The sequence below is a fragment of the Micrococcus luteus NCTC 2665 genome (genome assembly GCF_000023205.1).
GTDB classification, from domain to species: domain Bacteria; phylum Actinomycetota; class Actinomycetes; order Actinomycetales; family Micrococcaceae; genus Micrococcus; species Micrococcus luteus.
In genome coordinates this window covers 1087231-1109165 of sequence record NC_012803.1, presented here as the reverse complement: position 1 = coordinate 1109165, position 21935 = coordinate 1087231, and the positions used below count along the sequence as shown (strand labels likewise).

The window sequence follows — 21935 nt, the reverse complement described above, 5'->3', positions numbered from 1 at the left end:
GTCGGCCGGACAGAGCCGGCGGCCCCCGCCTCTGCAGCACCGGCGTTCCGGGCTCCACGGGTGGGGACGCCTCGAGTCTGTCCGCCGAGAGCCTGCCGTGAAAGGGCTGTGCGACGTCGATGCGTGATCGACGCGGGACCGCAACCCGGCCGTGACCGGCGGGTCTCGACGGCGAGCTGGCCGTCACGACGACGAAGGCCCGGTCCGCACGGACCGGGCCTTCTGACGGGTGGAGGTAAGGGGATTCGAACCCCTGACCTTCTGCATGCCATGCAGACGCGCTACCAACTGCGCCATACCCCCAGGTGGGTGGTGACTCCGTTTCCGGCGGACCGGCCGGAGCACCTGAACAGAATACCCGGCCTGCGACAACCGCGCAAACCGGCCGGCGACGTCGATGGACCGCCGCCGCCCCACGGCCTAGCGTGCAGGAGACACCCCCAGCCCGCCGCCTGCCCAGGAGGTCCTGCATGTCCCCCACCGACGCACCGATCCGCACAGCGCTGATCGGCTACGGGTTCGCCGGGAAGACGTTCCACGTCCCCCTGCTCCGCGCCACGGAGGGTCTCGTGCTCACCCATGTCGCCTCGAGCCGCCCGGACGCGGTGCACGCGGATCTGCCGGACGTCGTCGTGGTGCCCGACGTGGACGCGATCCTGGCGCGCCACGACGTGGACCTCGTGGTGATCGCCGCCCCGAACGACCAGCACACGCCGCTCGCGCGCACGGCCCTGAGGGCGGGTAGGCACGTGGTGGTGGACAAGCCCTTCACGCTGAGTCTCGCCGAGGCGCGGGAGCTTCGCGACCTCGCGGTCGAGACCGGGCGGGTGCTGCGGGTGTTCCAGAACCGCCGCTTCGACAGCGACTTCCTGGGCATCGCCGAGCTGGTCCGCTCCGGCCGGCTCGGGGACGTCGTCCACCTCGAGTCCCGGATCGACCGCTTCCGCCCGACCGTCCGGGACCGCTGGCGGGAAGCCGCGGTGCCCGGGGGCGGCATCTGGTTCGACCTCGGACCGCACCTGGTCGACCAGGCGCTCCTGCTCTTCGGTGTCCCCGAACGCGTGGACGCCGACCTCGCGGCCCTGCGTCCGGGCGCCCCGGTCGAGGACTGGGCGCACTGCGTGCTGCAGTACCCGGGCCGGCGCGTGGTCCTGCAGGCGTCGATGCTCGTGGCCGGCGGCAGCCCGCGCTTCGCGGTCCACGGCACGCGCGGCTCCGCGGTGAAGGAACTGCCGGATCAGCAGGAGGCGCAGCTGCACGCGGGTCTGCTCCCCGGCTCCGAGGGCTGGGGTGTCGACCCCGACCCGATCCTCCTGCACGACGGGGAGGGGAACACCGAGCGCGTCCCCGCGCCCACCGGAGCCCAGCAGCGGTCCTACACGGGTGTGCGCGACGCGATCCTGGGCCGCCCGAACGGTGACGCCGCCACCCCCGACCAGGCCGTCGCCGTGATGGCGGTGCTCGAGGCCGCCGTCGCCTCGGCGCGGGAGGGCCGTGCGGTGGAACCCGCACTCACGGCGGCGGAGTGCGCCGCGTACCCCGGCGTGTCCCCCGCACCGACCGCGGCGGAGCGACATCACCGCAGTGCAGAACCGCGGTGATGTCGCGGGGTGGCGGTCGCCTCCCGGCCCCGCACGGGAGCCCGACGACGACGAAGGCCCGGTCCGTATGGACCGGGCCTTCTGACTGGTGGACCTCCGTAGAGAGTTTGAGAACCCCTGCCCACACCTGAAAACCTTGTCTTTGCGCAGGTCACGGGGCTTCTACAACCAGGACCAGCGCTCCTCTGAGCCTACGGTTTCCGATTCCAGGGGTCGAGTGGTGCGATCACTTGGGATGGCTCAAACCCTGCTGCGCCCCCGAGCAGGTCGACGATCGGGTGGCGCAGTACTGCAGGGGCGCGACGCTCGTGGAGCTGGCATCCGTGTTCGGAGTGAACCGCCGCACGGTCGCCACCCACCTCATCCGGCGGGAGGTGGGAACTGCTGCACGGATAGGTGACAGGGTGGGTCAGGCTGCCTGAGCGACCGGTGCGGTCATGATGGTCTCGTATTCAACGGGAGTCAATCAGCCCAGGGCTGTCTGCCTGCGCCGGCGGTGGTAGGTCCGCTCAATCCAGGTGACGATCGCGATCCGCAGCTCCTGGCGAGTGGCCCAGGTGCGACGGTCCAGGACGTTCTTCTGCAGCAGCGCGAAGAAGCTCTCCATGGCCGCGTTGTCACCGGCGGCACCGACCTTGCCCATCGAACCGACCATGTCGTGGTGGTGCAGGGCGCGGACGAATTTCCTGGACCGAAATTGCGATCCGCGGTCTGTGCGCAGAATACAGCCAGCCACCTCGGTGCGTCTGGCCACGGCATTGTTTAGCGCATTCACGGCCAGGCGCGACTTCATCCGGTCGCTGATCGAGTAGCCCACGATCCGGTTGGAGGACACGCCCTTGACCGCGCACAGGTAGAGCTTGCCTTGACCGGTGCGGTGTTCGGTGATGTCGGCCAACCAGAGTTCGTTCGGGGCGTCGGCGGTGAAATCGCGTTTCACCAGATCGTCGTGGACCGGTGGGCCCGGCTTCTTGCCGTTCTTGCCGCGCTTCTTGCCGAACGCGCTCCACCAGCCGTTGGCCGAGCACACCCGCCACATCGTCCGGTCACACGCGGCGTGGCCGGCGTCTCGGGCCTCATCGGCCAGGTACCGGTAGCCGAACTCGGGGTCGTCGCGATGGGCGTCGAACAACGCGTTGGCCAGGTACGCCTCGGCCAGTTCGGGTCAAGCCCCTCGTGATGGTGTAGCGGTCTGATCCTTCATGGGGGTCAGGCGCTGAGGCCGAGGGTGAGTTCGGTGTCGGGGTCCACCTCGTCTCCGGTGTTGGTCACGGTGGTGAGCCTGCAGCGGGCCAGGACTTCGAGACCGAGGTAGCGTCGACCCTCGGCCCATTCATCGGTCTGCTCGGCCAGCACCGCACCCACTAGCCTGACGATGGCCGCCCGGTTGGGGAAGATGCCCACCGCGTCGGTGCGACGGCGGATCTCCCGGTTGAGCCGCTCGGCCGGGTTGTTCGACCAGACCTGCGTCCAGACGTCCTTCGGGAACGTGGTGAAGGCCAGGATGTCCGCCCGGGCGGCGTCGAGGTGCTCAGCCACGGTGGGCAGCTTCTCGCTCACGTAGTCCAGGAGCCGGTCGAACTGCGCGTGCACGCTGGCCGCATCGGGCTGGTCATAGACCGAGTGCAGCATGGCTTTCACGGCCGGCCACATGTTCTTCGGGGTGATGCCCATCAGGTTCGCCGCGTAATGGGTGCGGCAGCGCTGCCACGTCGCTCCGGGCAGGTTCGCCGCGATGGCGTCCTTGAGTCCGGTGTGGGCGTCAGAAGTGACCAACCGGACCCCGGCCAGGCCGCGGGCGACCAGGTCGGCGAAGAACTCGTTCCACGCCGCCCCGGTCTCCGAGGTGGCGACCCGCAGGCCCAGGACCTCGCGGTGGCCGTCAGCGTTGACCCCGGTGGCCAGCAGCACCACGGCGTTGACCACGCGCCCGCCCTCGCGGACCTTCATGCTCAGCGCATCGGCGGCCACGAACGTGAACGGGCCGGCCACCCCGAGCGGGCGGTGGCGGAAGGCCTCGACCTGCTCGTCGAGCTCGGTGGCCATCCGGGAGACTTGGGACTTGGACAGGGCGTTGACGCCCAGAGTCTTGACCAGCTTGTCCATCCGTTGGGTCGAGACCCCGGCGAGGTAGCAGTCAGCGACCACGGTGATCAGCGCCGACTCCGCTCTCTTCCTGCGTTCAAGTAGCCAGTCCGGGAAGTACGTGCCCGATCTGAGCTTGGGGATGGCCACGTCCAGGGTGCCGACCCGGGTGTCCAGGTCCCGGTGGCGGTACCCGTTCCGCCGAGCAGTGCGCGAGGAGCTGGGCTTGCCCCATTCGGCACCGACCACCGCGTCGGCATCCGCGGACAGCAAGGTGTTGATCATGGTCTGCAGCAGATGGCGCATCATGTCCGGGGACGCTTCAGACAGGGCTTCTCCGAGCAGGCCGGCAGGGTCGAGAATATGAGGAGCGGTCATCGTGATGACTCCATTCGAGGATTCTGTGGAAGGTTGACTCGACGGATCACACGGTGGCCGCGTCCACGTCTGAGACGACACGCCCGACCACCGGGCGCTATACCACTATGCGGGACTCAACTCCAGTTCGGCGTCGGTGACCGGGGTGGCGAGCCAGCGGTAGTAGGGCTGGCGGGTGAGCTTGAGGACCCGGCACGTCACCGTGACGGGGATCCCGACGGCGGCCAGCTCACGGACGAGCGGGTATTTCATTTTCCCGGCAGGTTCGCCTGGGACAGATAGGCCGCCGCCCGGCGCAGAACCTCGTTCTCCTGCTCCAGCAGCCGGATGCGCTTCTTGGCCTCCCGGAGCTCGGCGTGCTCGGCGGCGCTCGTTCCGGGTGTGGAGCCCTCTTCCACGTCCGCCCGGCGCATCCAGTTGCGCAGGCAGGACTCGGCAATGCCGAAGTCCGCGGCGATCTGCTTGATGGTCTGGCCAGGTTCACGGTTGCGGGCGACGCGCACGACGTCGTCGCGGAACTCCTGGGGATAGGGCTTGGGCACGGTGTTCATCCTTCCAGCAACGCCTCACAGCGTCACAGATCAGATGTCACCTATCCGTGCAGCAGTCCCCTCGCTTATGTTGTCGCGCATGCGGGTGATCTGACGCGCCCGCGCCAACCGACGGAAATGAGATCGTTCAGTCACGAGGGCGGGCGGGCCCTCACAGCATCCGATCCCCAGGATCCCATGTCACGGGACTCGGCGCGTATCCATCAAGGCTCCCGGTCAACGTTGTCGAGGTGAACGTCCGCGTTCATGCACACTGCAGGATCGGGTTTCGCTGTCAGACCTCAATCACTGCGGCCACCTGCTGGTAGACCGGTGTCCAGAGGTCGACTTCCACCTCGGGGGCCTCGATGCTGACGACGAGCGAGTAGTTGACGCCTTTGTCGCTCTGATCCAGCTTCGGCCGGTTCTTCCACCAACCTGCGACGGGGTACACAACGACAGCCTCTTTGGCCGCGAGGTCAGCGGCCGACCCCGACCAAATATCGGGCTCTCCTGACGCTTCCGTGGGTGTTCTGGCGAGCCGTTGACGAGGGCACGCCGCTCTCTGCCTAGGTTTCTGGCTGTTGAGGTCAGTTACCTGAAGGGCGGAGAACGGCGTGCGGAACGCAAGCCTATGGCGGTCCTTGCTGGGCGTCGAGAAGACGGTCGTGGAGGGCATCGAGTTCGATGAGGACGACCAGCTCCTGGTGGCTCATGTCCGTCCCCGGGCTCGAGTGCGTGGCCGGTGCGGGCGGTGCGGGCGCAGGTCGCCCGGGTACGACCGTGGCGAGGGTCGGCGGCGGTGGCGGGCGCTGGATCTGGGCACGGTGCAGGTCTACCTCGAGGCCGACGCCCCGCGGGTGGCCTGCCGCGAGCACGGTCCCACGGTGGCCGCCGTCCCGTGGGCCAGGCACGGGGCCGGTCACACCGTGGTGTTCGACGAGCAGGTGGCCTGGCTGGCCACGCAGTGCTCCAAGTCCGCGGTCACCGAGCTGATGCGCATCGCCTGGCGCACCGTCGGGGCGATCATCACCCGGGTCTGGGCCGACGTGGAGGCCCTCGGCGACCGGTTCGCCGGCCTGCGACGGATCGGCATCGATGAGATCTCCTACAAGAAGGGCCACCGCTACCTCACGATCGTGGTCGACCACGACACCGGCCGGCTCGTCTGGGCCGCCCCGGGCCGGGACAAGGCGACCCTGGCGGCGTTCTTCGAGGCCCTCGGGCCCGACCGGTGCGCCGAGATCACCCACGTCAGCGCCGACGGGGCGGACTGGATCGCCGCCGTGGTCGCCGAGCGGTGCCCGAACGCGGTGCGGTGCGCTGATCCGTTCCACATCGTCAAGTGGGCCACCGAGGCCCTGGACGAGGTCCGTCGCCAGGCGTGGAACGAGGCCCGTGGCGCGGTCCGGCAGCGCCGGGCCGGGCGGGCCGGCGGGCACGCCAAGGCGCTCAAGCACGCCCGGTACGCGCTGTGGAAGAACCCCGAGAACCTCACCACCCGGCAGCAGGCCAAGCTCGCCTGGGTCGCCAAGACCGACCCGCGCCTGCACCGGGCCTACCTGCTCAAGGAAGGACTGCGCCTGGTCTTCCAGCTACCCGCCGACGAGGCCGAGACGGCCCTGGAACGCTGGATCGGCTGGGCCCGACGTTGCCGCATCCCCGCCTTCGTCGAGCTCCAACGCCGCATCGTCAAGCACAAGGCCTCGATCCTCGCCGCGATCGAGCACGGCCTGTCCAACGGACGTATCGAGTCCGTGAACACGAAGATTCGGCTCATCACCCGCGTCGCCTTCGGCTTCAAGTCCCCCGAAGCCCTCATCGCCCTGGCCATGCTCAACCTCGGCGGCCACCGACCCGTCCTACCGGGCCGGAAATGACCCACGGATCAGTCAGGAGAGCCAAATATCGGTGTGGAGTGATCCGGCCGAGGTCTGCTGGTCACGGCCGAAAAGCCAACCGCTCTCGGTATTGAGGGCCAGTGGCTTCTCACCTTCATCGCGTGCCTGCTTGTTGACGCGCTGGCGGAACGCGTCAAGGTTGTCCTCGGGTCGTTTCATCGCGAAGCGCAACCCATGAGAGGGGTAGACGTATCGGCCCGTCCAGCCGCGACTCGATGGGTTTGGTTCTACGAAGTACGAGAGGGTGACGCGCAGCCGAACTTCGGTCTCTCCAAGCGCGGACAACTCGTCGATGGGCCACGGCAGGCGATGCAGGTTCATCTCGCGCGCTTTCCCACTGCTGGAATTGCCGTCACGCTCATATGGATGGATGACGGCCTCGTCCACCAGCGTCAGCGCATTGGTTGCGCTGCGGGTAGCGCGTTCCAGGCTGGGCACGCCCATCCCGTAGCGACGAAGCAAGTTGACCGCTGCTCCCTTTGTGCGCGCGGCAGTGATTCGCGCTTGCATCGCGTCCGTCCACTCAGCAGAGTGGACGATCAGGGCGCGGACTGTCTCGGGCCTCAAGTGAGGGTAGGCGGCCAGGATGTCGGCTGCGATAGCCGAGACCTGGGCCGTGGCAGCCGAGGTATCCCGGGTGGTCGTAAAGAATCCCTCGCCAGGGTGCTGGAGACGAGTGGTGAGGATCGCGAGGTTCTCAGGTGTGTCTACCCCTGAGCCGTCAGGGGTCCGAGCAAGGTTCCCACCAGGTGCGACGACATCCGGCTTGAACGGCCACCGCTTCTGATCAAAGGAAACCGAAGTCCGACTGGTGGGTGATAGCTCACCACGGGCTGCGATCGGCACGTATCCTGCAAAGACGTCAGGGGCGTGATCCATCGCGTCATGCTCCGCGTAGGCTCCAACCGCGAGCGCGTTCCACGACTGTGCCGGGTCTTCGACTCCTTCCGCATCGCTACGATCAAGGTGATTGTCCTCGGCGCGCACGTCACGGATGTTGCCAGCGGAAACGACAAAGAGCCGGGGCGTGGGCTCCTCGTCTCGGTTCAGGTAGGTGAACTTGGGGGCGCTGTCATCAATCGCACGGCCGAAGGCCAGGGCATCGAGCGTGGCGGACCACGCCGTCGGACGCCCGGACTCCTGCTTCGGACGGTCCTCGACACGATGCCCTGGGTTTGGCGCAGCGGCAGGTGCAGTGATGGCCAGCATGAACACCCGGGCCCGATTCTGTGCTGAAATCTCGGGCTGATCGACCGCTCTCGCTGTCACTGCCCCGTACACATCGGGATCGTTGTCCGCAGTGTCAGGGAGCAGCTTCACTGATTCGAGCCGATGCTCCAGACGGATGCGGTGCTGAGCGCCGACTGCGGCTTGCAGGTCTCCATAGAGCGCAAGTCCAGCCATCTCGGTGCCGTGGGCGTGGATCGCCACATCTTTGCGCCAACTTGGCTCAACCGCGTGAAGGTCGTCGGCTGCGAGTGAGTCTTCCAGTAGCGGGTGCCCGGCTTGCACGCCACGGTCGAGGAGGCACACCGCGGGAGCGTCGGTTCCAGCGTGTTCGACGCGAGACTGCAACTCGCGCACCCAGTCGCGTTGTTCGAATGCTGATAACCCTGGAAGGGACGAGGCTACTTCGTGTGGGCGACGCAGCTCGGCGATGTCGTCGATGCTCCGGAAGGTCATCGCGAGTTGTTCACTCGTGGCGCGGATGAGCACGACCGTTCGGTCACCGAATCCGAGGTAGTGGTCGCTCACAGGGAGGTTATGCAACTGGGCGTACGCCGTCAGTCGGGCGTACTCCTGGCCGTCAAGGGCTCTGAGCCAAAGTTCCCACCAGCGGGATTCGGTGGGGCTAGTCGGGTACTCGTCCGCAGGGTCCGTCCACAGCTCTCGGATCGTTGCGCGACGGATCGAGGCAATACCCTCGATAAGAGCCGCGTGCTTCGGCTTCCCTTCTGCGACCTCGGCCGTCTCGACATACTGCTCAAGTTTCTTGAGGAAGAACTCCTTCTGCCCTTCGGGGATGAAGACCGTCGCGTTTGCGATCTCGCCTGCTGGGGTCAATTCCTGTTGGACAGCAACAAGCTCTGGCTGGGCACCAGGCCGACGCGACTCCAAGCTCTCGAACATCAGGTCGAGGCCGGGAAAGGAGGCGAAGGTGAGGTATGTGCCCGTGGTTTCAGGCTCATCTACTGGGGGCGCCCAGGCGGCCTCGAACTCTTGAGTCAGGCGCTTCCCGTGCTCGCTCCGGCTCCCGCTAAAGCCACCACCTCGGCTCGTCACCGGCGTCGTGATAGGCGTGAAGGACTCAGACGCGGGCGGCGTGGGCACCAGGATGTGCGGACGGTCTCGCTCAGCCATCTCCGCTAGTTCGCCCCGTCAGTCCGACGCTTGGAGCGCGGACGTTCTTCCAAAGCGATGACAACATCATCGGTACGCACTTGGGTGCGTCCACCAAGGACGGTTCGCTAGCGGCGTTCTCGGCGGCTGTCGCGATCTCAGCGTGGCTCAGACCACGAGCTGCTGGGATGATTCGTGACCAGCTCAGGTTGTAGATGTGGAACGACGCGAGCCGGTTCTTGATAACTGATTCCACTGCCGCGTCGTCCGGCAGAGCGAAGTCCATCACGGTGTCAAACCTACGGAACAGTGCGTTGTCCAACAGGCTGGGATGGTTCGTTGCAGCAATGATGACGCTGTCTGACGTGTCCTCCTCGAGGAACTGTAGGAACGAGTTGAGTACTCGACGAATCTCCCCTACGTCATTCTGTGCGGCGCGGTCGCCACCGAGTGCGTCAACCTCGTCGAAGAGGTAGACACCACGAGTCTCGGCGAGCGCATCGAATACAAGACGCAGTTTCGCGGCAGTCTCTCCCATGAACTTCGTCAGCACTGTATCCAGTCTGATCGAGAACAGCGGAAGTCCTAGTTCGCCCGCGATCACGCGCGCAGTAGATGTCTTCCCAGTGCCTGGCGGCCCAGTGAGCAAAAGGCGCCGCGCAGGGGTCAGGCCATGTCGTGCCAGCGCGTCACGCTGTCGCTGTTCCAGCAGTACGTGCGTCAGTCGTTCATGAAGCTTGTCCGTGAGCACAAGATCGCTCAGTCTGGCCTCGGGGTACGAGACGTTCAGCAGCGCCCCGAGCTCACCCTTCGGCTGAGCGAACGGAACCACGGCGGCGATGCGGGCGCGTTGGCCAGATCGCTCACGGAGGTCGTTGACGAGGTCGCGAAGCTCCTGGGCGAACTTCGACTGCCCAGCGCGCGCGGCTTTGGCTGCGACCTGCATGGCCACCGAGTAGAACTGCGGGTCGTCCCCGTCGGCGTGGCTCTTTACGAGTGCCTTGAGCTGATCGTTGGTCGCCATCAGGGGACCTCCTCTCAGTGGCACGCCTCTAAAGCCGGGTGGTGATCTTCAAAGTGTACCGGTAGCGACCTCTCGCTGCGGGGAGCACCTGCCGAGAGAGACAAGGTCGTGCCAGATGCTCCCTCCGCCCACGGCACGGGTTCGGTTTCAGGCAGGTGGACGACGCTACCCTCCGCAGATCGCCCGCCTGCCACGGGACTTACAGCGAGCGGCCGAGCGATCTGTGTTCGACCGGCCGAGGCCCGCTACGTCCCGCGCGCGTACCGGCGACGTCGGTTGCCTGCGTGAGCGTGGCTCGCGCCCTCGCAGCGTCGATCTTCTGCGCAGCCGACTCGGGCGGCGCCCGGGACTGCTGCACGCGCCAGGCGATGCTCATCGAAGACGTCGAGAAACTTGTCGCGGACTACTACACCCGCGTCCAGATCACGCCCGCCCAGCAGGACGCACTCGCGAGCATGCTCCACCACGAGTTCGACCGGCTCATGGCCGCCGAAACCGAGGAACTGGAACGCCTCACCACCAACCGCGACCGGCTCGAAAGCGAGCAGGACCGGCTCATGCAGGCGCACTACGCCGATGCGATCCCGCTCTCCGTGCTCCAGCGCGAGCAGGACCGGATCGTCCCCGAACTCGACCAGGTGACCCGTCGCATCGACGCGCACTTCGGTGACTACGCCGACGCCCGCGCCCACCTCGACGACGCCCTCGGGCTGCTCGCCAACTGCGCCGACATCTACACCCGGTGCGACGACACCAGCCGGCGGCTGTACAATCAGGCGTTCTTCACGAAGGTCTTCATCGACGAGGACAACGAGCTGCGTGTCGAGCACAACCGGCCCTTCGAGATGCTGCTCGATCCGCAGGTCAACGCCAACGCTCTGACCTGGGCCGCAGACGCACACAAGGCCCGAGCCTCGACCGACGTTTCCGTTGGCAAGGGTTCGAGCCTTGTGCGTGCGGTGGAGGTAAGGGGATTCGAACCCCTGACCTTCTGCATGCCATGCAGACGCGCTACCAACTGCGCCATACCCCCAGATGTGGGCGTCACCCGCGATGTTCACGCGCCGTTTCCGGCCCGTTCGCCTCGCTGGCAACTCGACCAGCGTACACGGTCCCCGCGCGGGCACCAAATCGGCGTCCGGGCCGAGGCGCCCTCAGATGTTGTAGCCCTCGAGGGTCCAGTCGCCCCAGCCCTCGGCCCCGGTGTCGGGAGCGAACGCGCCCTGCAGCACGGCGGCGCGGGCGTTGCCGATCCGCTCCATCGCCGCGAAGGCCTCGCCCTCGTGACGCAGGAGCAGCCCCGTGGCCGCGCGGATCAGCGCACCGTGGGCCACGGCGAGCAGAGTCTGGGCGCCCCCGTCGCGCGGGGTGTCCCCCCAGTGCGAGGGCACGTGTCCGCGCAGCGCGCGCAGGGCCCGCCCGCCGCCCCCGCGCAGGGTCTCCCCGCCGACGGGGCCGGCGTCGAGCGCCGGCTCGGCCCGCCAGAGGCGGTGCTCGTCCGGCCAGCGTTCCGCGATGGCACTGAGCTCCAGGCCCTCCCACTCTCCCCCGGCCAGCTCGACCAGCTCCGGGTCGAGGGCCACGGATGCCGCGCCGACGCGGGCCTGGAGGACGATCTCGGCCGTGTGCCGCGCCCGGGCCAGCGGGGAGCACACGGCCACGAGCTCCTCCGCGTCCTCGATCAGGTCGCCCACGGGCCCGCCGGCGGCGCGGCGCGCCTGGCGCTCCCCCTCGGCGTTCAGCTCGATGTCCGTGTGCCCCTGGTAGCGGTCCAGGGCGTTCCAGTCGGTCTCGCCGTGTCGCAGCAGGATCAGGCGCATCTTGCGGCCCCGCTCAGGAGGCGTGCGAGGCGGAGGCGCCGTCGTCCTGGGCGGCCGCGTCCGGGCGGGTGCTCTCCTCCGGCAGGCCGAGGTCGATCGCCGGGGTGTCCTTCCACAGGCGGTCCAGCGCGTAGAACTCGCGGTCCTCGCGATGCTGGACGTGCACCACGAAGTGCCCGTAGTCGAGCAGCACCCAGTGGCCGTCGGACCGGCCCTCGCGACGCAGCGGCTTGAGCTGCTCGTCCTTCAGCAGCGCCTCCTCGACGCCGTCGACGATCGCGTTGACCTGACGCTCCGAGGCGCCGGAGGCGATCAGGAAGGCGTCGGTCAGGCCGAGCCGCTCGGCGACGTCGAACGCGACGATGTGCGTGCCGAGCTTGTCCGCGGCGGCGGCCGCGGCGGTGGTGAGGGCGTCCAGGGTGGTCTGGGGAACGGTCACGAGGTCTCCTCTTCCGAGACGTAGAGGTGGTGCTTGGCGATGTATTGGACGACGCCGTCCGGGACGAGATACCAGACGGGCCGGCCCCGGCGGACGCGCTCCCGGCAGTCCGTGGAGGAGATCGCCATGGCGGGGATCTCCATCAGGGACACGTCATCCCCCAGGCCCATGTCCGAGAGGTCGTGGCCGGGACGGGTGACACCGACGAAGTGCGCCAGGCCCCAGAGCTCGTCCACGTCCTTCCACGTGAGGATCTGGCCCATGGCGTCCGCGCCGGTGATGAAGAACAGCTCGGCGTCCGGGTGCAGTCGGTGCAGGTCCCGCAGCGTGTCCACGGTGTAGGTGGCGCCGGGGCGGTCGATGTCCACGCGGGAGACGGTGAACCGGGGGTTGGAGGCGGTCGCCACCACGGTCATGAGGTAGCGGTCCTCGGCCGGGGAGACCTGCCGGTCCGACTTCTGCCACGGCTGGCCCGTGGGGACGAAGACGACCTCGTCCAGCTCGAACTCGGCGGCCACCTCGGAGGCGGCCACGAGGTGCCCGTGGTGGATCGGGTCGAAGGTGCCGCCCATGATGCCGAGGCGCGGACGGCGAGCGCGCCCGGCGGTGGGCGCGGTGACGGGGGTGCGGGAGGCGACGGTCATGCGCTCAGGAGACGAACGGACGGCCCGCAGCGTCGCCCCCGGCGGAGGCGACGACGCGGCGGGCCGGTGAGACGTCAGTGACCGGAGGTGTGCGAGCCGCGGCCGGTGCCGTGGTGCTGGACCGCGGTGGTGGGCTCGGGCAGGCGCAGCGCGCGGGAGCGCATGGACATGGTGGCGGCCAGGGCGGCCATCAGCAGCGCGAAGACGAGCAGGCCGTACCAGATGGGGTCCATCGGCAGCTCGTTGACGACGTGGTGGCCCTCGGCGGCGGCCAGGATCAGGGAGGTGTTCAGCATGGATGCTCCTCGGTGCAGCGGGTCAGGCGGCCGGGCCGGGGCCGGGCCGAAGGGGTCCTGGTGCCCATCGTAGCCCGGCTCAGCGGCGGATCTGCCCGTCGCCGCGCAGGATCCACTTGGTGGTCGTGAGCTCCTCCAGGCCCATGGGCCCGCGGGCGTGCATCTTCTGGGTGGAGATGCCCACTTCGGCGCCGAGGCCGAGCTCGCCGCCGTCGGTGAAGCGCGTGGACGCGTTCACGATGACGGCCGCGGCGTCCACCTCGGTGATGAACCGCTCGGCCGCGGCCAGGTCGTTCGTGACGATGGCCTCGGTGTGGCCCGTGGACCACCGGCCGATGTGCTCGATCGCCTGGTCGAGGGAGTCCACGACGCGCACGGCCATCTCCATGTCCAGGTACTCGGTGCCCCAGTCCTCCTCCGTGGCGTCCACGGCGTCCCGGGCGCGGTCGCCGCGGTCGGCGAGCGTGGGCAGCCAGGCCCGCGCGGCCTCGTCCACGTGCAGCAGCACGCCGGCACGGGTGAGGGCGCGCAGCACTTCTCGGCCCGTCTCCTCCGCGTCCCGGTGGAGCAGCAGGGTCTCGGCCGCATTGCACACGGAGGTGCGGTGGGTCTTCGAGTTGAGCGCGATGTCCACCGCCATCTGCTTGGGTGCGGAGGCGTCCACGTACAGATGCACGTTGCCCTCACCCGTCTCGATCACGGGCACCCGGGCCTCGCGGACCACGCGCTGGATCAGCTCACGGCCGCCGCGCGGGACGAGGACGTCCACCGCGCCACGGGCGGCCATCAGCGCGGCGACGCCGGGACGTCCGAGGTCGTCGATGCCCTGGATGATGTTGGGGTCGAAGCCCTGGTCCACGAGCGCCTCGCGCAGCACCTGGATCAGGACCGCGTTGGTGGACTCCGCGGCCGAGCCGCCGCGCAGGATCACGCCGTTGCCCGACTTCAGGGCGATGCCGGCGATGTCCACCGTGACGTTCGGACGGGCCTCGTACACGGCGCCCACGACGCCCAGGGGCACCCGCACCTGGCTCATCCGCACGCCGTTGGGCAGCGGACCGCCGCGGACCACGGTGCCCACGGGGTCCGGCAGGCCGGCCAGGGTCTCCAGGGCGAGGGCCAGCGCCTCGACGCGCGCCTCGTCCAGCTTGAGGCGGTCCAGCATGGCCGCCGAGGTGCCGGCCTCGCGGCCCCGGCCGCGGTCCTCGCGGTTGGCCGTGAGGATCGCGGCCGTGTTGGCGCGCAGCGCCTCGGCCATGTGGCGCAGGACGGCGTCCTTGCGGGCGCGGCCGGCGATGGCCAGCTCGGGCACGGCCTGACGCGCCCACTCGGCCCGCTGGCGGACGGCCTCCTCGACCTCGGGCCTCGGCGCCTCGGCGTCCTGGCGGCCGGACTGATCCTGGGGTGCGGTGCTCTCGGTGGTCTGCATGCCGCCAGCCTATCGAGCGCCCCGGACGAGGCACGAGGCCCGGTCCGTCGACTCGGCCGGAGCCCGTGCCGGTCAGCGCTGCGGCGGAGTCAGACGCACCCAGTCGTCGGCGTGCACGACGACGCCGTCGTAGCCCGCGCCGAGGTCCTGGCGGAGGTCGGCGGTCGTCCGCCCGAGCATGGCGGGCAGCTGCGACGAGGAGTACTGCACGAGGCCGCGCGCCCGCACCCGGCCGTGCGCGTCCACGATCTCGACGACGTCGCCCGGCGTGAAGTCGCCCGTGCAGCCGGTGATGCCCGCGGCCAGCAGGGAGCGGCCGCGGTCGATCGCCCCGGCCACCGCGCCGTCGTCGATGACGAGCCGGCCCCGGACCTCCGCCGTGAGGCCGAGCCACGCCGCGCGTGCGGACCGGCGGCGGCCGGTGGCGGAGAACCACGTGCCCACGTCCTCCCCCGCGAACGCGGCGCCCGCGTTCGCGGCCGAGGTGAGCAGGGTCGGGATGCCGGTGGTGGCCGCGATGCCGGCCGCGTCCACCTTGGTCACCATGCCGCCCGTGCCCACGCCCGCGGAACCGGGCACACGCACGTCGACGCCGGCCAGATCGTCGTCCGAGGTGACCTCCGGGATGCGCCGCGCGTCCGGGTGGGAGGGGTGGCCCGTGTAGAGCGCGTCCACGTCCGAGAGCAGGACCAGCAGGTCCGCCTTGCAGAGGTTGGCGGTGAGGGCCGCGAGGCGGTCGTTGTCGCCGAAGCGGATCTCGCGCGTGGCCACGGCGTCGTTCTCGTTCACGATCGGCATCACATCGAGCGTGAGCAGCCGCGACAGGGCGCGGTGCGCGTTCGTGTACTGGGTGCGCCGCATGAGCTCTTCGGCGGTCAGGAGCACCTGGGCCACCTCGGTGTCGTGCCGGCCGAAGCTCGTGGTGTAGTGCGCCATGAGCTTGCTCTGGCCGACCGCCGCCGAGGCCTGCTGGGTGGCGGTGTCCTTGGGGCGTCGGCCCAGCCCGAGGTGGGGGAAGCCGGCCGCGATGGCGCCGGAGGACACGAGCACCACCTGGGTGCCCTTCTGCCGCTCGGCGGCGAGGACGTCCACGAGCCGGTCGATGGCCGCCACGTCCAGGCCGTCCGGGGTGGTCAACGAGGACGAACCGATCTTCACGACCACTCGGCGTGCGGCCTGCATCGTCTCCCGCGAGGTCACGGGGTTGGCCTGCGGGTCCTCAGAGCCGCGCGTGGCGGGGGTCGGATAGCGGGTGACGACGGTGCGCCGCACGGACATGGATCATCCCTCTCGATCGTCGGTGTCGGTCCACAGGCCGGAGCGTCGCTCGGCCTCCATCTCGGCCCGGGTCGCCGCACGGGCGGCCCGGCGGGCATCCTGCTCGGCGCGCTTCTCCGCGCGGGTCGCGCGGGTGCGCTCGTCGAGCCGCAGGTCGGTGCCACGGGGCCCGGCGAGCAGCTCGGCTCCCGCGGACAGCGTGGGCTCCCAGTCGAAGACCACGCCCGTGACGTCGTCGCCGATCACCACGGCGTCACCCGGCCTCGCGCCGGCCTTGAACAGGCCGTCCTCGACGCCGGCCCGCTGGAGCCGGTCCGCCAGGTAGCCGATCGCCTCGTCGTTCTGGAAGTCCGTCTGGGCCACCCACCGCTCGGGCTTCTCGCCGCGCACGCGGAACAGCGGCTCGAGGTTGCGCTCCTCGCGGCGGATCGTGAATTCGGCCCGCTCGCCGCGGCGGCGATGCCGGCGCGGCACCTCGACGGGCGCGGCCGGCACGGGCTCGACCACCCGGGAACGGGCCTCCGCCACGAGCTCGGCCATGGCGTACTTGAGGGCGTCCAGGCCCTCGCGGGCCAGCGCGGAGATGTCGAAGACCCGCAGGCCACGGCCCTCGAGCTCGTCGCGGACCATGTCCGCCATCGCGGCGCCCTCGGGCAGGTCGGTCTTGTTCAGGGCGATGAGGCGGGGCCGCTCGTTCAGCGGCACGACGCCCTCCCCGCCCTGGGAGAAGACGGGCTCCACCGCGTAGGCCTCGAGCTCGGCCTCGATGGCCTCGAAGTCGGCGATCGGGTCGCGGTCGGACTCGAGGCTGCCGCAGTCGAGGACGTGCACGAGCGCGGCACAGCGCTCGACGTGGCGCAGGAACTCCAGGCCGAGGCCGCGGCCCTCCGAGGCACCGGGGATCAGGCCCGGGACGTCGGCCACGGTGAAGCGCACGTCGCCGGCCTGCACGACCCCGAGGTTGGGCACGAGCGTGGTGAACGGGTAGTCCGCAATCTTGGGACGGGCCGCAGACAGGGCCGCGATGAGGGAGGACTTGCCGGCCGAGGGGAAGCCCACGAGCGCGACGTCCGCCACGGTCTTGATCTCGAGCGTCAGGTCCCGGCTCTCCCCCGGCAGGCCGAGCAGCGCGAAGCCGGGCGCCTTGCGCTTCACGGAGGCCAGGGCCGCGTTGCCGAGGCCGCCCTGACCGCCGGCGGCGGCGACGTAGGTCGCGCCCTCCCCCACGAGATCGGCCACGATGTTGCCCTGCTCGTCCTTGACCACCGTGCCGTCCGGCACGGGCAGCACGAGCGACTGGCCGTTCTTGCCCTCGCGGTGGTCGCCCATGCCCGGCTGGCCGTTCTCGGCAGACCGATGCGGGGCGTGGTGGTAGTCCAGCAGCGTGGTGGTCTGCGAGTCCACCACGAGGGTGATGTCACCGCCGTCGCCGCCGTCCCCGCCGTCGGGGCCACCCAGGGGCTTGAACTTCTCGCGATGCACGGAGACGCACCCGTGCCCGCCGTTGCCGGCGGTGAGGTGGAGGACCACGCGGTCCACGAAGGCTGCCATGGGAGTGCTCCTAGGGGCTGGAGGGATCGGACTCAGACGGCCCAGGGGCCGGAGACGCCGACGGCGGGGGCGGGTCCGGTGGATGCCGGGCCCGCCCCCGCCGGGGCGTCAGGGGGTGCGGGTGTCCTCGCCGGGCGAGGGTCCGCACGCAGACCGCACGAGTGTCAGATCACTCCGCGGCGGGGACGATGTCCACGACCTTGCGGCCGCGGCGCTGGCCGAAGGCCACGGAGCCCGCGGACAGCGCGAAGAGGGTGTCGTCCTTGCCGCGGCCGACGTTGCGGCCCGGGTGGAACTTGGTGCCACGCTGGCGGACGATGATCTCGCCGGCGTTGACGTCCTCGCCGCCGTAGCGCTTGACGCCGAGGTACTGCGGGTTCGAATCGCGGCCGTTCTTCGAGGAACTGCCGGCCTTCTTATGTGCCATTGCTGTTGCCTAACCTCTCGGATGCTCGGTTTCGCCGGTGCCGGTGACGGCTCAGGCGATCCCGGTGATCTTGACCGTGGACAGCTCAGAGCGGTGGCCCTGGCGCTTCTTGTAGCCGGTCTTGTTCTTGTACTTCATGATGACGACCTTCTTGCCACGGGAGTGGGAGACGACCTCGGCGGTCACCTTCACACCGGCGGCATCGGCGCCAGCCTTGACCTCGTCCCCGTCCACCAGCATCAGAGCGGGCAGCTCGACGGAGCCACCGGTCTCAGCGGGAACGCGGTCAAGGGTAACGAGGTCTCCGACGGAAACCTTCTCCTGGCGGCCGCCAGCGCGGACAATCGCGTACACCACTTGGGACTCACTTCTCTCGACGTTTCAATGGATCAGATCGGGTTCTGCTCGCCCGCACCTCGACCGCGGCTGCGTCCGGGTCCGGCGGTCCCTCACCGGGACATGCGGGAGCGTGCGGGCGGTGAACACCGATGGTCCAGCATACTCGCTGCCGGGCGTCCGGACCAAACAGAGGCGTGTCGGCGCGTCGCCGCCGCCCGGGGCAGGCCCGGGCGGCGGCACCGACGACGGTCAGCGGCCGCGACGGGCCAGGTCGGCGGCCTTCACGCCGACGCCGAGCATCACCGGGGCGGCACCCTGCGGCTCGGCGGGGGTGGACGCCTCGGCCACGGCCGCCGTGAAGCGGCCGCCCTGGGCGCCGCCGGGCGCGGCCTGGACCTGGACGTGGACGCCGTCGGACGACACGGCACGACGCGAGCGCCGGCGCGGCGATTTGGGCGCCGGGGCCGCCTGGGCCTCGGTCGGGGCGTCCGCGGCGGACGCCTGCTCCCCGTCCGCCGTCGGCTCGGTCGCCGCAGGCTCCACCATCACGGCCTCCTCGACGGCGGCCGGGGCGGCGGGCTGCTCGTGGACCTCGGTGGCGTCCGTGGACTCCTCGGGCGAGGGCTCGGTGGTCTCCACCGGAGCCGCGTCCATGCGGTCGGCCGCCCGCTCGGCGGACGCGTCCGCACCGGCGGCCGGACGGACGACGCCGTCGCTCGAGGCCCGGCGGGACCGGCGGCGCCGGGGCGCCGGGACATCCTCGGCAGGCACGGGCGCCGGCGCATCCTCGGCGGGCTCCGGCTCCGGTGCGTCCCCCGCGACGTCGTGCCGCGACGGCGTCGCGCGCTCCGCGCCCTGGTCCTCGGCGTCGGCCTCGGTCGAGGCCGCCTCGCCGTCCCGCCGGGACCGGCCGCGACCGCCCCGGCGACGCCGGGACCGGCGCGGGCGGTCGCCCTGCTCGGCCGCATCCTCCGTGGGCTCGGCCTCGGCGTCGGCCTCCGCCTCCGCGACGGCGGCCACGGCCTCCTCGGCCTGCACGACCGGGTCCTGGTGCTCAGGGGCCCCAGGGGCCTTGGAGGCGGCCTCCTCCTCGGTCTGACGGGGCTGCTCGGCGGACTCGGCGAGCTCGTCGTCGTGCGACCGCGCGGCATCCTCGGCGCCGGTGTCCCCCGACTCCTCGGCGCGGCCCCGGCTGCGGCGGCGGCCCCGACGGCGCCGGCGACGCGGCGTCTCCTCCTCGTCCGCCCCGGCCGGCTGCCCGGCCTCCGCGGGCCCGGCCGACGCGGCCTCGACGGCCTCGGCCGCCTGGTCCTCGGCGGCGTCCGCCGCCTGCTCGGCGGGGGCGGACTCCTGGGCGGGGGTCTCGTCCTCGGCCACCTTGCCGGAGGCCTTCGCGATCGAGTGCAGGGCGACACGGGCGGCCTCGGCCCGCTCACGGCGCTGCCGCTCGTCCTCGGAGTCGGTGGGCTCGGCGCCCGTCGTCGTGGCCGCGGCGGCGTGGGCGTGCTCGCCCTCGCCGTCGCCCCGACGCCGGCGACGACGGCGGCCCTCCGCCTCGCCGCGCTGCTCACCGCCGGAGCGGCCCCGCTCGATCGGCGTGTCCTGGATGAGGATTCCGCGGCCGGCGCAGTGCTCGCAGGTCTCCGAGAACACCTCGACCAGGCCGGTGCCCATGCGCTTGCGCGTCATCTGGACCAGGCCGAGCGAGGTCACCTCGGCGACCTGGTGCTTCGTGCGGTCCCGGCCCAGGCACTCCACGAGACGGCGCAGCACGAGGTCGCGGTTGGCCTCGAGCACCATGTCGATGAAGTCGATGACGATGATGCCGCCGATGTCCCGCAGGCGCAGCTGCCGGACGATCTCCTCGGCGGCCTCGAGGTTGTTCTTGGTGACGGTCTCCTCGAGGTTGCCGCCGGAGCCCGTGAATTTGCCGGTGTTCACGTCCACCACGGTCATGGCCTCGGTGCGGTCGATCACGAGGGAGCCGCCGGAGGGCAGGTACACCTTGCGCTCGAGCGCCTTGTGGAGCTGCTCGTCCACGCGGTGGGTGGCGTACAGGTCCTCGCCGTCGTGGTCCTCCGGCACCCAGTGGTGCAGACGGCCCAGCAGGTGCGGGGCCACGTAGGTCACGTAGGCCTCGATGTTGTCCCACGTGGCCTCGCCCTGGACGAGCATGGCGGAGAAGTCCTCGTTGAAGACGTCGCGGACCGTCTTGATGGTCAGGTCAGGCTCGGCGTAGAGCAGCTCGGGGGCGAGCACCTTGGTGCCGGACGCCTTCTCCTGGATGCCCTCCCACTGGGCGCGCAGACGGTTGATGTCGTTCTGCAGCTCCTGCTCGGAGGTGCCCTCGGCCGCGGTGCGCACGATCACGCCTGCGTCCTGCGGCAGGTGGTCCTTGAGGATCTTCTTCAGACGCGAGCGCTCCACGTCCGGCAGCTTGCGGGAGATGCCGGTCATCGAGCCTCCGGGCACGTACACGAGGTAGCGGCCGGGCAGGGAGACCTGGCTGGTCAGGCGGGCGCCCTTGTGGCCCACCGAGTCCTTGGTGACCTGGACGAGCACGGTGTCGCCGGACTTGAGCGCGTTCTCGATCTTCCTCGGCTTGCCGTCCAGCTGGGCGGCGTCCCAGTTGACCTCGCCCGCGTAGAGCACGGCGTTGCGTCCGCGGCCGATGTCCACGAACGCGGCCTCCATGGACGGCAGCACGTTCTGGACCTTGCCCAGGTACACGTTGCCGATCATCGAGTCCTGCGTGGTGTGCGAGACGAAGTGCTCGGCCAGCACGCCGTCCTCGAGCACGGCGATCTGGATGCGCTGGTCGCGCTGGCGCACGAGCATCTTGCGGTCCACGGCCTCGCGGCGGGCCAGGAACTCGGCCTCGGTGATCACGGTGCGGCGACGCCCGCCCGAGCGGGAGTCGCGGCGGCGCTGGCGCTTCGCCTCGAGCCGGGTGGAGCCCTTGACGCTCTGGACGGTGTCCGAGGCGGTGCTGGCGGCCTGGCGCGGTGCGCGCACGCGGGTGACGGTGTGCTCGGGATCGCCGGCCTCGCCGCCGTCGAGCTCCATGTCCACCTCGCCGCGGCGGCGTCGGCGGCGCCGACGGGAGACCACGGCGCCCTCGGCTCGGTCCTCGGACTCTCCGGCGCCCTCCTGGTCCTCGGCGTCCGCCGACGCATCTGCGGCCCCCTCCTCCGCGTGGCCGCCCTCACGCGAGGGGCGGCGACGACGGCGCGGACGCCCGGAGGTCTCCGGGTCGTCCTCGTCCTCGGAGGGCTGCCGGGACGTGGTCTCGGTGCGCAGGACCTCGATCAGGTTCGCCGGCACGGCGAACGGGTCGGTCGGGTCGAACTGCAGCGTCGGCGCGCTCGGCTCCTCGGCCGGGCCCGCGGCGTCGTCGGACGCGGCGGTCCGCTCCGGCTGAACCGCCCCGGCGGCGGTGTCCGCCGCGGTCTGCGTCACGGCCTGCGCGGCCGTCTCCTCCGCACGTTCGTCTGCGCGGGTCGTGTCCTCGTTGTTGGCCGCCATGGCAGCACCTCCCGCCGACCGACGACGCCACACTCGCCGCCGCCCGGCGTGTCCGCGTCCGCCGCCGGCCGCGTTGCCCCGGGCGCCGTGCGCCACGGGTGCGCCGGGAGGCGGACTCCGAGAAGTCATCGGGTGGACCGCGTCGACCGTCAGGGCCCGGCGCGGAACCGCTGCGCCCTCGAGATCGGAGCCTGGGCGTCATGTGCCGTCCGCCGGCCGGCGCACGGACGCACACGGGCGGGGCCCGGCGTCCACCTCCCGCGCGATGTTCGACGCGGGGGCGCCTCGGCGGCGGCCCGACGTCGGGCGCGCAGCGGGCTGCCCCGCG

19 protein-coding genes, 2 tRNA genes and 1 pseudogene are annotated in these 21935 nt (G+C 70.5%); 2 read left to right on the top strand and 20 right to left on the bottom strand.

Annotated elements, in window-relative coordinates; translation table 11 throughout:
* Positions 1-230: 230 nt before the first annotated feature.
* Positions 231-303 (bottom strand) — tRNA-Ala (locus MLUT_RS16665).
* A 167-nt stretch (positions 304-470) separates the two neighbouring features.
* On the opposite strand from MLUT_RS16665, the gene MLUT_RS16660 reads away from it, so the two are divergent.
* Complete coding sequence (locus MLUT_RS16660; protein ID WP_012750852.1) at positions 471-1601, top strand: oxidoreductase; 1131 nt, start codon at positions 471-473, stop codon at positions 1599-1601.
* A gap of 466 nt (positions 1602-2067) precedes the next feature.
* On the opposite strand, the pseudogene MLUT_RS16655 reads toward MLUT_RS16660, so the two are convergent.
* The 5 genes and pseudogenes from MLUT_RS16655 to MLUT_RS23910 form a co-directional block, all read right to left on the bottom strand.
* Positions 2068-2754: pseudogene (locus MLUT_RS16655) on the bottom strand (IS3 family transposase); the annotation flags it as partial.
* Positions 2755-2810: 56 nt separating this feature from the next.
* Positions 2811-4064, bottom strand: coding sequence for an IS256 family transposase (locus MLUT_RS16650; RefSeq protein ID WP_012750851.1), 1254 nt, complete (start codon positions 4062-4064; stop codon positions 2811-2813).
* Between the two features lie 105 nt (positions 4065-4169).
* Positions 4170-4316 (bottom strand): hypothetical protein, encoded by a 147-nt coding sequence (locus tag MLUT_RS23915; RefSeq protein ID WP_010078826.1) that lies wholly within the window; start codon positions 4314-4316, stop codon positions 4170-4172.
* Positions 4313-4615 (bottom strand): transposase, encoded by a 303-nt coding sequence (locus MLUT_RS23970; RefSeq protein WP_197712591.1) that lies wholly within the window; start codon positions 4613-4615, stop codon positions 4313-4315. Before MLUT_RS23970 ends, MLUT_RS23915 begins: the two co-directional genes overlap by 4 nt.
* Positions 4616-4889: 274 nt before the next feature.
* Positions 4890-5273, bottom strand: coding sequence for a hypothetical protein (locus tag MLUT_RS23910; RefSeq protein ID WP_162497514.1), 384 nt, complete (start codon positions 5271-5273; stop codon positions 4890-4892).
* Between MLUT_RS23910 and MLUT_RS16640 the strand changes: the two genes are divergently transcribed.
* On the top strand, positions 5212-6474 hold the full coding sequence (locus tag MLUT_RS16640; RefSeq protein ID WP_010079362.1) for an ISL3 family transposase: 1263 nt from the start codon (positions 5212-5214) through the stop codon (positions 6472-6474). The two genes, MLUT_RS23910 and MLUT_RS16640, sit on opposite strands and share 62 nt — an antisense overlap.
* A gap of 12 nt (positions 6475-6486) precedes the next feature.
* Here MLUT_RS16640 and MLUT_RS16635 read toward each other — a convergent pair whose 3' ends face one another.
* The 14 genes from MLUT_RS16635 to MLUT_RS16570 all read right to left on the bottom strand — a co-directional run bounded on the left by MLUT_RS16635 (position 6487) and on the right by MLUT_RS16570 (position 21760).
* Positions 6487-8856: a S8 family peptidase gene (locus tag MLUT_RS16635; RefSeq protein WP_197712590.1), complete on the bottom strand. Its 2370-nt coding sequence runs from the start codon at positions 8854-8856 to the stop codon at positions 6487-6489.
* Entirely contained in the window at positions 8849-9859 is a 1011-nt protein-coding gene (locus tag MLUT_RS23335; RefSeq protein ID WP_012750850.1) for an AAA family ATPase, read from the bottom strand. Before MLUT_RS23335 ends, MLUT_RS16635 begins: the two co-directional genes overlap by 8 nt.
* 245 nt (positions 9860-10104) lie before the next feature.
* Positions 10105-10689, bottom strand: coding sequence for a hypothetical protein (locus tag MLUT_RS16625; RefSeq protein ID WP_155116183.1), 585 nt, complete (start codon positions 10687-10689; stop codon positions 10105-10107).
* A 130-nt stretch (positions 10690-10819) separates the two neighbouring features.
* Positions 10820-10892 (bottom strand) — tRNA-Ala (locus tag MLUT_RS16620).
* Between the two features lie 121 nt (positions 10893-11013).
* Positions 11014-11679 carry a histidine phosphatase family protein gene (locus tag MLUT_RS16615; protein WP_010078831.1) on the bottom strand — a complete coding sequence of 222 codons (666 nt, stop codon included), beginning with the start codon at positions 11677-11679 and terminating at the stop codon, positions 11014-11016.
* 13 nt (positions 11680-11692) lie between these two features.
* A complete protein-coding gene (rsfS, locus tag MLUT_RS16610; protein WP_002853902.1) occupies positions 11693-12118 on the bottom strand; it encodes a ribosome silencing factor in 426 nt (141 codons plus the stop codon).
* Positions 12115-12762 (bottom strand): nicotinate-nucleotide adenylyltransferase, encoded by a 648-nt coding sequence (gene nadD / locus MLUT_RS16605; protein ID WP_010078832.1) that lies wholly within the window; start codon positions 12760-12762, stop codon positions 12115-12117. The genes rsfS and nadD overlap by 4 nt, the downstream gene beginning before the upstream one ends.
* A gap of 74 nt (positions 12763-12836) precedes the next feature.
* Positions 12837-13058, bottom strand: a complete 222-nt coding sequence (locus MLUT_RS16600; protein WP_010078833.1) for a hypothetical protein — start codon at positions 13056-13058, stop codon at positions 12837-12839.
* Between the two features lie 79 nt (positions 13059-13137).
* The gene (locus MLUT_RS16595) at positions 13138-14487 is read right to left on the bottom strand and encodes a glutamate-5-semialdehyde dehydrogenase (protein ID WP_010078834.1); all 1350 of its coding nucleotides are present in this window, start codon (positions 14485-14487) and stop codon (positions 13138-13140) included.
* A gap of 72 nt (positions 14488-14559) precedes the next feature.
* Positions 14560-15765: a glutamate 5-kinase gene (gene proB / locus MLUT_RS16590; protein ID WP_012750849.1), complete on the bottom strand. Its 1206-nt coding sequence runs from the start codon at positions 15763-15765 to the stop codon at positions 14560-14562.
* 3 nt (positions 15766-15768) lie between these two features.
* Positions 15769-17316: a GTPase ObgE gene (gene obgE, locus MLUT_RS16585; RefSeq protein ID WP_012750848.1), complete on the bottom strand. Its 1548-nt coding sequence runs from the start codon at positions 17314-17316 to the stop codon at positions 15769-15771.
* A 169-nt stretch (positions 17317-17485) separates the two neighbouring features.
* Entirely contained in the window at positions 17486-17743 is a 258-nt protein-coding gene (gene rpmA / locus MLUT_RS16580) for a 50S ribosomal protein L27 (protein ID WP_002853915.1), read from the bottom strand.
* Between the two features lie 51 nt (positions 17744-17794).
* The gene (gene rplU, locus MLUT_RS16575) at positions 17795-18100 is read right to left on the bottom strand and encodes a 50S ribosomal protein L21 (RefSeq protein ID WP_002853919.1); all 306 of its coding nucleotides are present in this window, start codon (positions 18098-18100) and stop codon (positions 17795-17797) included.
* A 231-nt stretch (positions 18101-18331) separates the two neighbouring features.
* Positions 18332-21760 carry an Rne/Rng family ribonuclease gene (locus tag MLUT_RS16570; RefSeq protein WP_370622423.1) on the bottom strand — a complete coding sequence of 1143 codons (3429 nt, stop codon included), beginning with the start codon at positions 21758-21760 and terminating at the stop codon, positions 18332-18334.
* Positions 21761-21935: the final 175 nt, after the last annotated feature.

Coding starts and splice junctions, on each gene's coding strand:
- MLUT_RS16660 (WP_012750852.1), top strand. CDS start 471: ATGTCCCCCACCGACGCACCGATCCGCACAGCGCTGATCGGCTACGGG.
- MLUT_RS16650 (WP_012750851.1), bottom strand. CDS start 4,064: ATGACCGCTCCTCATATTCTCGACCCTGCCGGCCTGCTCGGAGAAGCC.
- MLUT_RS23915 (WP_010078826.1), bottom strand. CDS start 4,316: ATGAAATACCCGCTCGTCCGTGAGCTGGCCGCCGTCGGGATCCCCGTC.
- MLUT_RS23970 (WP_197712591.1), bottom strand. CDS start 4,615: ATGAACACCGTGCCCAAGCCCTATCCCCAGGAGTTCCGCGACGACGTC.
- MLUT_RS23910 (WP_162497514.1), bottom strand. CDS start 5,273: ATGCCCTCCACGACCGTCTTCTCGACGCCCAGCAAGGACCGCCATAGG.
- MLUT_RS16635 (WP_197712590.1), bottom strand. CDS start 8,856: ATGGCTGAGCGAGACCGTCCGCACATCCTGGTGCCCACGCCGCCCGCG.
- MLUT_RS23335 (WP_012750850.1), bottom strand. CDS start 9,859: ATGGCGACCAACGATCAGCTCAAGGCACTCGTAAAGAGCCACGCCGAC.
- MLUT_RS16615 (WP_010078831.1), bottom strand. CDS start 11,679: ATGCGCCTGATCCTGCTGCGACACGGCGAGACCGACTGGAACGCCCTG.
- nadD (WP_010078832.1), bottom strand. CDS start 12,762: ATGACCGTCGCCTCCCGCACCCCCGTCACCGCGCCCACCGCCGGGCGC.
- MLUT_RS16600 (WP_010078833.1), bottom strand. CDS start 13,058: ATGCTGAACACCTCCCTGATCCTGGCCGCCGCCGAGGGCCACCACGTC.
- MLUT_RS16595 (WP_010078834.1), bottom strand. CDS start 14,487: ATGCAGACCACCGAGAGCACCGCACCCCAGGATCAGTCCGGCCGCCAG.
- proB (WP_012750849.1), bottom strand. CDS start 15,765: ATGTCCGTGCGGCGCACCGTCGTCACCCGCTATCCGACCCCCGCCACG.
- obgE (WP_012750848.1), bottom strand. CDS start 17,316: ATGGCAGCCTTCGTGGACCGCGTGGTCCTCCACCTCACCGCCGGCAAC.
- rpmA (WP_002853915.1), bottom strand. CDS start 17,743: ATGGCACATAAGAAGGCCGGCAGTTCCTCGAAGAACGGCCGCGATTCG.